The 13,442-nt window shown below is 45.5% G+C and carries 18 protein-coding genes and 1 tRNA gene; all 19 read left to right on the top strand.

The genetic code is table 11. The annotated features are described in order from the left end of the window. Nucleotide 1: 1 nt before the first annotated feature. The 19 genes from HXT60_RS05320 to HXT60_RS05230 all read left to right on the top strand — a co-directional run bounded on the left by HXT60_RS05320 (nt 2) and on the right by HXT60_RS05230 (nt 12,877). The gene (locus HXT60_RS05320) at nt 2-187 is read left to right on the top strand and encodes a type Z 30S ribosomal protein S14 (protein ID WP_004114370.1); all 186 of its coding nucleotides are present in this window, start codon (nt 2-4) and stop codon (nt 185-187) included. An 82-nt stretch (nt 188-269) separates the two neighbouring features. Next, nucleotides 270-668 carry a 30S ribosomal protein S8 gene (rpsH, locus tag HXT60_RS05315; protein WP_004114372.1) on the top strand — a complete coding sequence of 133 codons (399 nt, stop codon included), beginning with the start codon at nt 270-272 and terminating at the stop codon, nt 666-668. 16 nt (nt 669-684) lie between these two features. Next, nucleotides 685-1,224 (top strand): 50S ribosomal protein L6, encoded by a 540-nt coding sequence (gene rplF, locus HXT60_RS05310; RefSeq protein ID WP_004114374.1) that lies wholly within the window; start codon nt 685-687, stop codon nt 1,222-1,224. A 1-nt stretch (nt 1,225) separates the two neighbouring features. Further along, a complete protein-coding gene (gene rplR, locus HXT60_RS05305; protein WP_004114376.1) occupies nt 1,226-1,597 on the top strand; it encodes a 50S ribosomal protein L18 in 372 nt (123 codons plus the stop codon). Then, a complete protein-coding gene (gene rpsE / locus HXT60_RS05300) occupies nt 1,594-2,322 on the top strand; it encodes a 30S ribosomal protein S5 (RefSeq protein ID WP_004114377.1) in 729 nt (242 codons plus the stop codon). Before rplR ends, rpsE begins: the two co-directional genes overlap by 4 nt. Next, nucleotides 2,322-2,504, top strand: coding sequence for a 50S ribosomal protein L30 (rpmD, locus tag HXT60_RS05295; RefSeq protein WP_004114379.1), 183 nt, complete (start codon nt 2,322-2,324; stop codon nt 2,502-2,504). The genes rpsE and rpmD overlap by 1 nt, the downstream gene beginning before the upstream one ends. A gap of 2 nt (nt 2,505-2,506) precedes the next feature. Next, the gene (gene rplO / locus HXT60_RS05290) at nt 2,507-2,962 is read left to right on the top strand and encodes a 50S ribosomal protein L15 (RefSeq protein ID WP_004114381.1); all 456 of its coding nucleotides are present in this window, start codon (nt 2,507-2,509) and stop codon (nt 2,960-2,962) included. Between the two features lie 202 nt (nt 2,963-3,164). Further along, nucleotides 3,165-4,505 (top strand): preprotein translocase subunit SecY, encoded by a 1,341-nt coding sequence (gene secY / locus HXT60_RS05285; protein ID WP_004116039.1) that lies wholly within the window; start codon nt 3,165-3,167, stop codon nt 4,503-4,505. 63 nt (nt 4,506-4,568) lie between these two features. Beyond that, entirely contained in the window at nt 4,569-5,129 is a 561-nt protein-coding gene (locus HXT60_RS05280) for an adenylate kinase (RefSeq protein WP_004114385.1), read from the top strand. Between the two features lie 148 nt (nt 5,130-5,277). Further along, nucleotides 5,278-5,496, top strand: a complete 219-nt coding sequence (gene infA, locus HXT60_RS05275) for a translation initiation factor IF-1 (RefSeq protein WP_004105485.1) — start codon at nt 5,278-5,280, stop codon at nt 5,494-5,496. A gap of 21 nt (nt 5,497-5,517) precedes the next feature. Then, on the top strand, nt 5,518-5,631 hold the full coding sequence (gene rpmJ, locus HXT60_RS05270; protein WP_003842636.1) for a 50S ribosomal protein L36: 114 nt from the start codon (nt 5,518-5,520) through the stop codon (nt 5,629-5,631). A 132-nt stretch (nt 5,632-5,763) separates the two neighbouring features. Further along, on the top strand, nt 5,764-6,141 hold the full coding sequence (gene rpsM / locus HXT60_RS05265) for a 30S ribosomal protein S13 (protein WP_004105472.1): 378 nt from the start codon (nt 5,764-5,766) through the stop codon (nt 6,139-6,141). Nucleotides 6,142-6,224: 83 nt separating this feature from the next. Next, nucleotides 6,225-6,623, top strand: coding sequence for a 30S ribosomal protein S11 (gene rpsK, locus HXT60_RS05260; protein WP_004105468.1), 399 nt, complete (start codon nt 6,225-6,227; stop codon nt 6,621-6,623). Nucleotides 6,624-6,702: 79 nt separating this feature from the next. Continuing rightward, nucleotides 6,703-7,698: a DNA-directed RNA polymerase subunit alpha gene (locus HXT60_RS05255; RefSeq protein ID WP_004114387.1), complete on the top strand. Its 996-nt coding sequence runs from the start codon at nt 6,703-6,705 to the stop codon at nt 7,696-7,698. A 79-nt stretch (nt 7,699-7,777) separates the two neighbouring features. Then, a complete protein-coding gene (gene rplQ / locus HXT60_RS05250; protein ID WP_004114389.1) occupies nt 7,778-8,212 on the top strand; it encodes a 50S ribosomal protein L17 in 435 nt (144 codons plus the stop codon). Between the two features lie 153 nt (nt 8,213-8,365). Next, nucleotides 8,366-9,646, top strand: coding sequence for an Mbeg1-like protein (locus HXT60_RS05245; protein ID WP_014554349.1), 1,281 nt, complete (start codon nt 8,366-8,368; stop codon nt 9,644-9,646). A 99-nt stretch (nt 9,647-9,745) separates the two neighbouring features. Further along, complete coding sequence (gene truA / locus HXT60_RS05240) at nt 9,746-10,678, top strand: tRNA pseudouridine(38-40) synthase TruA (RefSeq protein WP_004116034.1); 933 nt, start codon at nt 9,746-9,748, stop codon at nt 10,676-10,678. 99 nt (nt 10,679-10,777) lie between these two features. After that, nucleotides 10,778-10,863, top strand: a tRNA-Ser gene (locus HXT60_RS05235). A 616-nt stretch (nt 10,864-11,479) separates the two neighbouring features. Continuing rightward, a complete protein-coding gene (locus HXT60_RS05230; protein ID WP_421790961.1) occupies nt 11,480-12,877 on the top strand; it encodes a hypothetical protein in 1,398 nt (465 codons plus the stop codon). The last annotated feature ends 565 nt before the right edge of the window (nt 12,878-13,442 follow it).

Raw genomic sequence — 13,442 nt, 5'->3', positions numbered from 1 at the left:
TATGGCAAAAACCGCTCTGAAAAACAAGGCGGCCGCTAAGCCGAAGTTCAAGGTGCGCGCTTATACGCGTTGCCAGGTTTGTGGTCGTCCTCACTCCGTGTATCGCAAGTTCGGTCTGTGCCGTGTATGCCTTCGTGAAAAGGCACATCGCGGTGAGTTGCCGGGTGTTACGAAGTCCAGTTGGTAAATATCGACGCTGAAGGTCCACTGCTTTAAGAATAACTAAAACAGGCGGTGGAAACCACGGCGAGAAAGGGCGTTAGCCCAACATGACAATGACAGATCCTATCGCAGACATGTTGACACGTCTGCGTAATGCGAGCGCGGCAAAGCACGATACCGTGGAAATGCCGTACTCCAAGTTCAAGGCGAATATCGCCGAGATTCTGAAGCGTGAAGGCTATATTAAAGACTTTGCTGCTAAGGAAGCCAAGGTTGGACAGACTTTGGAAGTCACATTAAAGTATGGCTCCAATGGTCAGCGTTCCATCCAGGGCATCAAGCGCATTTCTAAGCCAGGCTTGCGTCGTTACGCAAAGTCTGATTCTTTGCCTATGCCTCTTGGTGGTCTCGGTATCGCTATTATCTCGACCAGCTCGGGATTGTTGACTCAGAAGGAATGCCTCGACAGAGGCATTGGCGGCGAAATCGTCGCCTACGTATGGTGAGAAAGGAGAGCTGAAAATGGCATCGCATATTGGTAAGCTCCCCGTCGACATTCCTGCAGGCGTGGAAGTAAAGATTGAAGGTCAGTCCTTTAGTGCTAAGGGCGCTAAGGGTTCTGATTCCTATGTAATTCCAGAAGGTATTACCGCTGAAGTTGCTGATGGCAAGATCGTTTTAACCCCAGCTGATGATTTGCGTCCAACTCGTGCAAAGCACGGTTTGGCTCGTGCAATCGTAGCGTCCATGGTTAAGGGTGTGCATGAAGGCTACACCAAGACTTTGGACATTGTTGGAACTGGTTATCGTGCTGTGATGAAGGGTAAGGGCATTGAGTTCTCACTCGGATATTCTCACACTATTACCGTTCAGCCACCTGAGGGTATTGAGTTTGAATTGCCAAACGCAAATCAGGTAATCGTCAAGGGTACTGACAAGCAGGCCGTTGGTCAGGCTGCCGCTAACATTCGCAAGCTGCGTGCTCCAGAACCTTATAAGGGTAAGGGCATTAAGTACAGCGATGAGCGTATTTTGCGCAAGGCTGGAAAGGCTGGTAAGTGATATGAGCGTTAAGATTTTCGGTAAGGGTACCAAAGTCGCGCGTTTGCGTCGTCACGCCCGTCTTCGTAAGCGCATTTCTGGAACTCCAGAGCGCCCACGTTTGGTAGTTTCTCGTTCTAACCGTCACATGGTTGCTCAGATTGTGGATGACACTAAGGGTCTTACCCTTGTAAGCGCTTCCACCTTGACTTCTGACTTCGCTGGTTTTACTGGTACGAAGACTGAAGCTGCTACCAAGGTTGGCGAGTTAATCGCTGCCAAGGCGAAGGAAGCGGGTATTACCGCTGTAATCTTCGATCGTGGCGGTAATAAGTATCATGGTCGCGTCGCAGCAGTAGCTGAAGGCGCCCGTCAGGGAGGTCTAGCACTGTGAGCGATAACGAAAAGGAAACCCAAGTGGCTGAAGAAACTCAGAACACTCAGGCATCCGCCGAGGAGCGTACTGACGATCGCCGTTCCCGTCGCTCTAAGGGCGAAGGTAAGCGCGGAGAGCGTCGTAACCGTCGTGAAGAAAACCGCGGCGAAGAGCTTCTGGATCGCGTAGTTACTATTAACCGTGTTTCCAAGACTCACAAGGGTGGTCGTACCTTTAGCTTTGCAGCACTTGTTGTTGTTGGCGACGGTAAGGGCACTGTTGGTGTTGGCTACGGTAAGTCTCGCGAAGTTCCAGCAGCTATCGCTAAGGGTCAGCTTGATGCTAAGAAGCATATGTTCACTGTTCCACGTATTCGTGGTACCGTAACCCACCCTGTGTTGGGTCACGATGCTGCTGGCACAGTTTTGCTTCGTCCAGCTGCTCCAGGTACTGGTGTAATTGCTGGTGGCGCTGTGCGTGCTGTTATGGAGTGCGCTGGCATTACCGATATCCTCACCAAGTCCATGGGCTCTGCAACCGCTGTTAACGTGGTTCGCGCTACTGTGGATGCTTTGAAGAAGCTTGAAGAGCCAGAGGAGATTTGCGCTCGTCGTGGACTTTCCCTCGAGGAAGTTGCACCAGACGCATTGCTTCGTGAGCGCGCTGCAGGCATTGCCGAAGCTCGCAAGGCTCGTGAAGAAGCTCAGGCTGCTAAGGCTGCCCAAGCAAAGGATGGTGAGTGATGGCTAACTTGAAGATCACTCTGGTGCACGGTTTGGTTCATTCCACCGAGCGTCAGCGCGCGAACGTTCAAACTCTCGGTCTTCACAAGATTGGCCAGAGCGTTGTTCGCGAGGACAATCCAGTCAATCGTGGCTTGGTTATGGCCGTTCGCCACTTGCTGAGCGTTGAGGAGGTTGACTGATTATGGCTAATGAAGAACCAATGTTGCACATGCACACGTTGCGTCCAGCTCCAGGAGCTAAGAAGGATCGCATTCGCGTGGGTCGTGGTGAAGGCTCTAAGGGTAAGACTTCGGGTCGTGGCGATAAGGGTACGAAGAAGCGTTACCAAGTTCGTCCAGGCTTTGAAGGCGGCCAGCTTCCACTTTACATGCGTTTGCCTAAGCTTCGTGGCTTTAAGAGCCCATTCAAGAAAGAGTTCCAGGTTGTTAATGTTGCAGCCCTCGAAGAGCTCTTCCCAAATGGTGGCGAAGTTACTGTTGCTGATTTGGTAGTTAAGGGCGCTGTGCGTGATGGTTACCCAGTTAAGGTTTTGGGTGATGGCGATCTTAAGGTTGCTTTGACTCTTAAGGGAGTTAAAGCTTCTGCATCTGCTAAGGCCAAGATTGAAGCTGCTGGTGGCTCTGTTAGCGAAGAGTAATGTACTCAGCTGATAATGCTAATTAACGCAGTGATTTGACTGTTTAATAATCCCTCTAGTTTTGGCTGGAGGGATTATTTTTTATTGTCTAAACTCACGGAATGACTGTATCGGTATGCACCGTGATATAAACTATTGCCTCAGAGTTTGTTTTTTTACTGTTGCGCCTAGATCGTAGCGCAAAAAAGGGAGGAAGACCCAGGTGAAAACGTTAATCCAGGCCTTCAGGACGAAGGAGTTGAGGAATAAGATCCTCTTCGTCTTCGCAATGATTATCATCTACAGAATTGGTTCCTTTATTCCAATTCCTGGCGTTGATTACAAAGTTATACGTGCTTGCACAGCTAAGCTTGCCTCTTCTAGTGAAAACTTTATTGGTTTGGTGAACCTGTTCTCTGGTGGTTCGCTTTTGCAGCTGTCTATTTTTGCATTGGGCGTTATGCCTTATATTACGGCGTCTATTGTTATTCAGCTGCTTAGGGTTGTGATTCCTCGTTTTGAGGCTCTTCACAAGGAAGGTCAGTCTGGAGAAACAAAGCTTACTCAGTACACTCGTTATTTGACTATTGGCTTGGCAATTTTACAGTCCACAACCATTTTGGTTACTGCACGTTCTGGTGCACTATTTAATTATCAGTGTGGTCAGGTTATTCCAGATGGCTCTATGTGGAGCTTACTGGTTATGGTTTTGATTATGACTGGTGGCACTGGTTTGATCATGTGGATGGCAGAACTTATTACGGATAAGGGTATTGGTCAGGGCATGTCAGTGTTAATCTTCATGTCTATCTGCTCTGGCTTCCTTCCAAAGCTGTGGGAAATTGGTTGGGGAACCAATGGTACTAATGGCGATTGGACCAAGTTCTCTATTGTCGGTGGCGTTCTGCTTGTAATTCTTATTTTTGTTGATTTCGTGGAGCTTGCTCAGCGTAGAATTCCTGTACAGTATACGCGCCGAATGATTGGTCGTAAGATGTATGGCGGTTCTTCTACATACTTACCTCTTAAGGTCAATATGAGTGGTGTTATCCCACCAATTTTTGCATCCTCGATTCTTGCTATTCCAACTCTTCTTGCTCAGTTCGGTGATAGTCGTAAGGATTGGGTGCGTTGGATTAATGCCAATTTAGCAAACTCTACTTCTGTGTGGTACATAGCCTTGTACACAGTTATGATTGTGTTCTTCTGCTTCTTCTACACTGAGATTACTTTTAATCCAGATGAAACTGCAGATAACATGAAGGAATACGGCGGTTTTATTCCAGGTATTCGTGCTGGTAGTGCTACAAGTCGCTATCTTAGCTATGTCATGAATAGATTAAACACTGTTGGTGCTGTCTATTTGCTATTCGTAGCGTTGATTCCAACAGTTTTGATTATGTCTTTGCACCTTAATATGAAGCTTCCATTTGGTGGTACTACGATTCTTATTATCGCAGGTGTTGGTTTGGATACTTTGCGTCAAGCCAAGGCTCAGACCGAGCAGTTCCAATATGCTGGATTCTTGTTTGATCATAACGATAGTAAGCAAGTTGCTAAATAGTATTACTAGATAGGTTTTGTTGTTAAGATTTGCGATGGAGCATAAAGAAACAAGGAGATTAATATGCGATTGCTAATTATGGGACCACAGGGCGTTGGTAAGGGCACTCAGGCTGCTTTGCTTGCAGAGCATTATGGGATTCCTGCTATTTCTACTGGCGATATTTTCCGTTACAACTTGAAGAATCAAACGGAGCTTGGTAAGAAGGTTCAGGGTTATCTTGATAAGGGTGAGCTTGTTCCAGATGAATTGACAAATAGCATTGTTAAGGATCGTCTTGCTCAGGATGATGCTAAGAATGGCTGGATTCTTGATGGATATCCACGTAATGCGTCTCAGGTTAAGGCTTTGGATCTTATGCTTGAGGAGCTTGGTACTCCTTTGGATCACGTTGTTGCTCTTGAAGCGGAGCGTGAGGTTTTGCTTGAGCGTATGAAGAAGCGCGCAATTGAGCAGGGTCGTTCAGATGATACTCCTGAGGTAATTGCTACTCGTTTGGAAACTTACGAGAAGGAAACTGCTCCTCTTCTTGATATTTATGAAAGCCGTGGTCAGCTTGTTGAGGTTGATGGTGTTGGCGATATTGCTGAAATCAACAATCGCATAGTTGAGTCTTTGGTATGAGATTTATTTAAAATTTAGATTTTCTCGTATTTATAATGCGCCTTTTGCGACACGCCGAGTGTTGTATTGGGCGCATTTACTGTATCATAGAAGATTGGCGTGTCTTCGGATACGTAAAGTAGTACGTCCAAGGAACGGAACGAGGCTCATGGCAAAAGACGGTGTGATTGAAGTCGAAGGCACGGTAGTTGAAGCACTGCCAAACGCGATGTTTCGCGTTCAGCTTGAGAACGAGCACATTGTACTGGCTACGATTTCTGGAAAGATGCGTAAGAATTATATTCGTATTCTTCCTCAAGATCGTGTTGTGCTGGAGATGAGCCCTTATGATTTGAACCGTGGTCGTATTACGTACCGCTATAAGTAAAGGTACAAGCAAAGGAAAACCATGAAGGTCAGCCCTAGCGTGAAGAGGATCTGCGAAAATTGCCGCGTGATCCGCCGTCACGGTCGCGTCATGGTGATTTGCATCAACCCACGTCATAAGCAGCGTCAGGGCTGAGTGGATCCCCACCGCGAAGATAAAGGATAAGGCGCTAAGTCGCAGCTAAAGCTGAACCCTGGGTGCGCAGGCCCAGGCCGCAGGATTGCGGGAGACTTGGTGCACGACCTGCGTAATAGTAAAGGAATTACAATGGCACGTCTTGCCGGAGTAGATATTCCCAATGAGAAGCGCATTGAGATTGCCCTCACCTACATTTTTGGTGTAGGCCGTACTCGCGCTAAGGAAACGCTTGCCGCGACCGGTGTTAATCCGGATACTCGCGTCAAGGATCTTACGGATGAACAGTTAATCACTTTGCGTGATTATCTTGAAGCTAATTATAAGATTGAAGGCGATTTGCGTCGTGAAATCGATGCAGACATTCGTCGTAAGATTCAGATCAACTGCTATCAAGGCCAGCGTCATCGCAAGGGTCTTCCTGTGCGTGGTCAGCGTACTAAGACTAATGCTCGTACTCGTAAGGGTCCGAAGCGTACTGTCGCCGGGAAGAAGAAGGCCACCAGATAGTAGTCGGTGGTCGGCTCTAGGCCACGAGTTAATTCTCATCGCCTAGACATACCAACTAATTCGTCATTAGGAAACGAGGGTCAATGGCAGCTGCAAAGCAAGCCTCGCGCAAGCCGCGTCGCCGGGACCGCAAGTCGGTACCGGTTGGGCAGGCGCATATTAAATCAACATTCAATAACACGATTATTTCCATCACCGATCCATCGGGTGCAGTCCTTTCTTGGGCTTCCGGTGGCGATGTCGGCTTTAAGGGTTCCCGCAAGTCGACTCCTTACGCTGCAGGTATGGCTGCTGAGTCTGCTGCTCGTAAGGCAATGGAACATGGCCTGAAGAAGGTCGACGTGTTTGTTAAGGGTCCAGGTTCCGGTCGTGAAACCGCTATCCGTTCCCTTCAGTCCGCGGGTCTTGAAGTCGGTTCTATTACCGACGTCACCCCACAAGCGCATAACGGCGTTCGCCCACCAAAGCGTCGCCGCGTCTGAGCACTCTTACGAATCCATCCATCCAACCCGCTTATGGGCGGCGAGTGCACCACCGACCAGAAGCTGAAAGGATACAAAAGTGCTTATCGCACAGCGTCCAACACTTACCGAGGAATCACTGAATCCCCAGCGTTCTCGCTTTACAATTGAGCCGTTGGAACCAGGTTTCGGATACACGCTCGGCAATTCGCTGCGTCGTACCCTATTGAGCTCCATTCCAGGTGCTGCCGTAACTTCGGTACGCATTTCTGGTGCTCTCCATGAGTTCACGACTCTGCCAGGTGTTGAAGAGGATGTCACTGAAATCCTGCTGAACATTAAGGGTATCGTACTTACAAGTGAGTATGACGAGCCAGTAGTGATGTATCTTCGCAAGAGCGGCAAGGGTGAAGCAACAGCTGGAGATATTACTCCTCCTGCTGGCGTCACTATTGCCAATCCAGAGATGCATATCGCTACACTTGCTGAAGATGGTGAGCTTGAAATTGAGTTCACCGTGGAGCGCGGTCGTGGCTATGTACCTGCTCAGATGAATAAGCAGGAAAACAGCGAAATCGGTCGCATTCCAGTGGATTCGATCTACTCACCAGTTTTGAAGGTGAGCTATAAGGTCGAAGCTACCCGCGTGGAACAGCGCACGGACTTCGATAAGCTCATCCTGGATGTGGAAACTAAGCCAGCTATTACACCACGAGATGCAGTTGCATCTGCTGGTTCGACTTTGGTTGAGCTTTTTGGTCTTTGCCGTGAGCTTAACGTCGATGCAGAAGGTGTTGAAGTTGGTCCAGCTCCAGTCATGGGAGAAGTTGATTCTCAGATGGCTACTCCGATTGAGGATTTGAATCTTACGCAGCGCAGCTACAACTGCTTGAAGCGTGAGGGAATCCACACTGTTGGTGAGCTGGTAGTACACACTGAGCAGGATTTGCTCGATATTCGTAATTTCGGCATGAAATCCATCGATGAGGTTAAAGAGAAATTGCAGTCTATGGGATTGTCTCTTAAGGCCTCGCCGCTTGGCTTTGACGCCAATAATCTCGAAGGTGGCACGTTCTTCTCGCCAGAAGACGAGTAAACAGTCCACCGCCAATCGTCGTGGTTTTTGGATGTTCGGGTTTTTGCCCACCTGAATTCTGCGACAATAAGGAGTAATAATGCCTACACCGAAACAAGGGCCTCGTCTGGCTTCTAGCCCAGCGCATGAGCGCCTGATGCTGGCCAACATGGCTACTAGCCTCTTCCAGCACGGTCGTATTGTGACTACTTTGCCAAAGGCAAAGCGTCTTCGTCCACTTGCTGAGCGTTTGATAACATTCGCTAAGCGTGGCGACTTGCATTCGCGCCGCCGTGTGTTGCGCGTGATCCGCAATAAGTCCGTTGTTCACATGCTTTTCACTCAAATTGCTGAGCAGATGAAGCAGCGTGAAGGTGGCTATACCCGCATCGTTAAGATGGCTCCTCGTCGTGGTGATACTGCTCCACAAGCTATTATTGAGCTTGTTGTTGAGCCAGTAAGCCCAAAGAAGGCTGTCGTTAAGGAAGCTGAGTCTGCTGCTAAAGTTGCTGCTAAAGAAGAAGCAGCCGAGTAGCTTAGATTAGCATCTTGATGCATCGGTAAGTAAATCTTTCTACGAGTAGTCGTCGTGTTTTAGATTTATTGAACGGGTTGGAGTTTTATCTCCAGCCCGTTTTTCTATATCTGATATATCTTTTCTATATCTGGTATCAATTATTATTGAAATATGACAAATATTCTCGATTTAGTGAATAACGATTTTACTAACTTTAAAGATAGAAAATTCAACGCCGTAGATTCGCTTATTTTATGCGAGTTGGCGTATGTTTGCATGCCTGAATCGATTCCAAAGTATAATGACGATTCTAACGCACTAGCAACCGTTCCTTTAAGCGAATTGCTTCGCGGTGAGGATTTTTCTTCAATGTTTAGCTCTGGTTCAGCTAAAGTTGATGATTTTCGTAAGAGTCTTCTTCTCGCTGTTGCAGCTAGTCCGCGATATAGGGGAATGCGAGTCGGCGAGGTTCTTGAGCGTTTTGATGAGTCGAAGGTTGATGATTCGTGTGAACAGCAGTTTGCTGCAGTTACTTTTGATTTGACTGATTGTGTTGGCTATAGATGTTTTGTTGTTGCTTTCAGGGGGACTGATAACACTCTTGTTGGGTGGAAGGAAGATTTTAATATGGCTTTTCGCTGCCCAGTTCCCGCACAAGAGTCTGCTGCAGAATATTTGCTCTCGATAGCAAGGCGTGTGCATAAAAATTATTGCAATAGTAGCGTTAAGAATAATATTTTTCATAGAATTTTTGGTTATTTTGCGAATTTGTTTGGGAAGAAGCCAGAGCAAGCTGATATGTCGCAAGCTGATACGCTGCAAAACGATATTGTGAATCAAAATAATGATTCTAATATTTTTGTTGTGGGTCATTCAAAAGGCGGGAATATGGCTGCATATGCGGCAATGCGTTTGGATGCAGAAAATCAACAACTTGGTGATCTTGTCAGTAAAATTTATTCTATGGACGGTCCTAGTTTTGGCTCGGATGTTGTTGATCCAAAGGTTTTTTCTCGTGTTGTTTCCAGAATCGAAAAAGTCGTTCCACAATCTGCTTTTATTGGATTGATTATGGATACTGGCGTACCGTATAAGGTTACGCTTGCTGATTCTATTGGATTGATGCAACATTTTGGCATGTATTGGCAGGTTAAAGATGGAGATTTTGACTATTGTGATCATGTAACTCCGCGTGCGCTTGCTGTTTCTAAAGCTGCTAATGATTGGATGTTGAATTTGCCTTTCGAAGAAAGAAAACGCAGAATCGATAGTGTTTACAACGCTTTAACTAGCTTAGGATATCCTACTTTTGATGAAATTTCTGCGCATTGGTCGGAGCTTTTGCCGAAAATATTGAGCATAGCAACGCATATGGATTCAAAGACTTATGAGTTAATTCGTAATATTATGAGTGCGTTTACTGGTGTTGGTGGATCAGAACATAAGAATTGAAAAGATTATTGTTGCAGTCTGGCGACTAGGGCGACTAAGGCGACTAATATTCGGTTTTTTTTTTCTAATAATTGTATAATTTTTTGGAAGGTTTTTTTGATGCGTCTTCGTTTAGATTTAGCTTATGATGGCGGTGATTTTTACGGTTGGGCTAGGCAGCCGAATTTAAGAACAGTTCAAGGCACTTTGGAAGACGCTTTATATAAAGTTTTGCGTGTACATGATGGCGATTCTTGTTTTCCGCTTCGACTAACAGTTGCTGGGCGCACGGATACTGGCGTTCATGCTTCTTATCAGGTTTGTCATTTAGATGTAGAAGATGATATTTTACAAAATTGCGTCGGTCACACAAATTTGACGCCTGTAAAAGCTTTAGAATATAGGCTTCGTGGGGTTTTGCCTAAAGATATTTCGATTCACAGTGTAAGCATTGCACCAAGCGGTTTTGATGCTCGTTTTTCTGCGCTTGACCGCACATACGTGTATAGGATTAGTGATGCGGCAAATCGCGAGAATTTGGATCCGCGTATGCGTGGTTTTGTGTTGCAAATTGATTACGATTTAGATGTCAATTCTATGAATCAGGCAGCACAGATGATTGTTGGTTTGCATGATTTTGGGTCTTTTGCTCGTCCAAATCCTGGTGGAACTACGATTCGCTGCGTTAAAAAAGCGGTTTGGAATCGCGTTTGTTTGGATGGTTGCGCGCCTGTTGGTTCGTCTATTGCTTCTAGATCAACTGGCAATATTCCACCTATTGAGCACGGTTTGATTGAGTTTACTATTGTTGCTGATGCGTTTGCACATAATATGGTTCGTTCTCTTGTTCAGGCTTGTGTACAAGTTGGTTGCGGTAAGCGTTCTGTTGACTGGTTTAAGGATAAGATTGAAAATCCGATTCGAGAAGGATCTACTGGTCCTATTGCGTCTAATGGTTTGACTTTGGAATATGTTGAATATCCTCCGAAAGATCAACTTGAAGTTAGGGCTAATGCGATTCGCGCTCGTCGAACTCTTGAAGAACTTGATTGATTGTTTGCAAAATTCTCAACACAAATTTGTGTATATTCTAGGGTTGGTTTACAATTGAAAAGTTGCGTTTCTTTCTGCATTTTGCAGTTTGCGCAAAATGGATGAATGTCCGAGCGGTCTAAGGAGCACGCCTCGAAAGCGTGTGAGGGTTACACCCTCCGCGAGTTCAAATCTCGCTTCATCCGCAAGCAGGGTTTCTAGCGATTGGCTAGAAGCCCTTTTTGTTTGCGTTTGTGTATTTTTGCCTGCGTTTGTTTCTTTTCGCCCGATATTGTTTCCAAAATCGCCAAATACGTAAACAATCTCGGGAAAATGTTCTTGCTTTCGTTTCTTTTTGCCCGCATTTGTTGTCATATTTGCTAAAAAAGGGAACAAACGCGGGATAGTAGGTGTTGTGTTGGTGTGGTGTCGGCGTGTTGCGCGTGTGGGTTGTATGGAATGTTGATTTTTCAATGGTTTTATAGTGTTAATGTTCTTGCTTGAGAAGTTTCCTGAGAAAAGTCTGGGAAAATTCTTTAAAAAGCTTGAAACAATGTGTTTTTACGGTTTTATTAGTGTTAATCCACAAATATTATGGTGAAAATAGTTTTTATTGTGGATTAGTTTGTGTGTAACATTATTTTTTTCTGTTTGTTTTGTGTGGTTGCCTCTTGACTTTTTTAAACGGGGGGGGGGTATGTTAATAACAGCTGCTAGCTAGATGCTCTAGATGGTGGTTATCCGCAATGTTTTGAATGTTGTTGGATGTTTAAGATTTTTCTTCGTGTACCTGCACGGAGGAGAAGAAGAAAGGAAATTAAAATGATGAATAAGAAAGCTATCGCCGCTTTCGCTGCTGGCGCTACTTTGCTTGCCGGCTTCGCAATGGCAACCCCAGCATTCGCTGGTGAATACACTGACAAGGTTTATGCAGAGGCTTTAACTGTTAAGACTGGTGCTGAGGCTAAGGTTGCTGAGGCTCAGGCTGCAGTTACAACTGCTGAGAATACAGCAACTGAAGCAACCAAGAAGTACAATGATGGTCTTGCTACATTCTTGAAGACTCAAGGAAATACTGAAGAAAAGTACAAGCAGGATAATGCTGGCAAGCCTTCGTTTGAAGCTATGACCAATGCTAATGCAACTCTTGCATCTAAGAAGGCTGAGTTGCGTAAGGCTAATGTTGCTCTCCGCAGGGCTGAAGCTGATTTCTCTGCAGCTGATCTTGCTAAGAGGCTTCAGGATGCTAAGGATGCTAAGGATGCTAAGGCTGCTGAGGATCTTTATGAGCATTCCCAGTATGGTGAGTCATATCATCCATTCCTTAAGGAAGATGGTACTTTGCGTCAGGAGAATCCTGATGGTACTCCAAAGCAAGACGACAAGCAGGCTCCTAAGAAGGATGACAAGAAGGACGATACTACCACTCCTGATCAGAAGATCAAGGATCTTGGTAAGTTGAACTTGTCTGATGCTGCTAAGAAGAAGCTTGCTGTTCATTACGTGTATAAGGCTAAGCTTGCTTTGGATGAGGCTGATAATAATCTTGCTGAGAAGAAGGCTGATTATGCTGCTAAGAGGAAGACTCTTGTTGAGACTATGACTGAGCTTGCTGCTCGTAAGGCTGCTGCTGAGAAGGCTAACCAGGATTTGACTGATTTCTTGGCTTCTGGTGAGAATAATTCTGCTAAGGAAACTGCTCTTCGTGATGCTTTGAACCGTGCTCATGCTCATGAGCAGCGTGCTTTTGATGCTGAGCAGAAGGCTGAAGCTGAGTTTAATGCTGCTCGTGATGCTGCTTTCGCTGCTGTTGCTGCTTATAACAAGGCTTTGGCTGAGTATAAGGATGCTTATAATGATGCGGTTCGTTTGGGTGTGAATCCTGCTGCTCTTCCTCCTGTTGTGACTTCTGATCCTTTGGCTGCTGATTTCCCAGCTGTTCCTGGTACGAAGCAGATTTATGCTGATGCTTTGAATGGTAAGTTTGGTCCTGCTGCTCAGGCTTCTGCTAAGAAGACTGAGGTTGCTAAGGCTCAGGCTGCTGCTCCAGCTGCTGCTGGTAAGGCTGCTGCTAAGGGTGAGCTTGCTGCTAAGGGTGGCAATGGTCATGGTAAGTCTGGCGAGAAGCTTGGTAATGCTGGTGTTGGTGTTGCTTTGACTGCTTTGGCTGCTTCTATGCTTGCTGGTATGGGTGCTGCTGTTCGCAAGATGCGTCACTAAGCATTATTTACCACCTTATTTAGGGTTTGCGCTCAACGACTGGTGTGGTGTTTTGTAGGGAAGCATCACACTGGTTTATTCCCGATTCTCTTTGGTTTTATTGTTTTAACATTGGTTTGCTATTGTTTTTCTTTTCTTCCCAGTGTTGATTCGTTTAGCTTGTTGGGTTTGGGTGTTGAGTGTTGTTGCTTTCGGTTTTGTTTGCTACTAGGGGCTTTCAAAACCGGAAGCATTTTTTTGTGTTTAAGGGCTTATTGTGTGTGATAGCTTTCATAATTAATACTCTATGAGTATTATTTTCTCGATAGATGAATTTAAAAATTAATTTTTATATAAATTTTGAGCTTTTAATAATAATTATTGATTTTAATGGTGCAACGATTTTTATTTGAAAACGTTTTCAAATTTATTATTAAGTTTATCGTTAACTGCAATAAAGCCATTATATATAAAGAAAAAATCATATTTTTATTATTTTTATTATTTTGGTAGCGCTTTCAAACAATATGCGTTACTATAAAGGTGTCACAAGCTTTGTCGAGTGGCGTATGAGTTTATTGCCAAG

The sequence above is a fragment of the Gardnerella sp. KA01002 genome (assembly GCF_049244015.1).
Lineage (GTDB): Bacteria > Actinomycetota > Actinomycetes > Actinomycetales > Bifidobacteriaceae > Bifidobacterium > Bifidobacterium vaginale.
The sequence above is the reverse complement of the archived record's forward strand: the minus strand, read 5'-3'. Positions and strand labels throughout refer to the sequence as shown.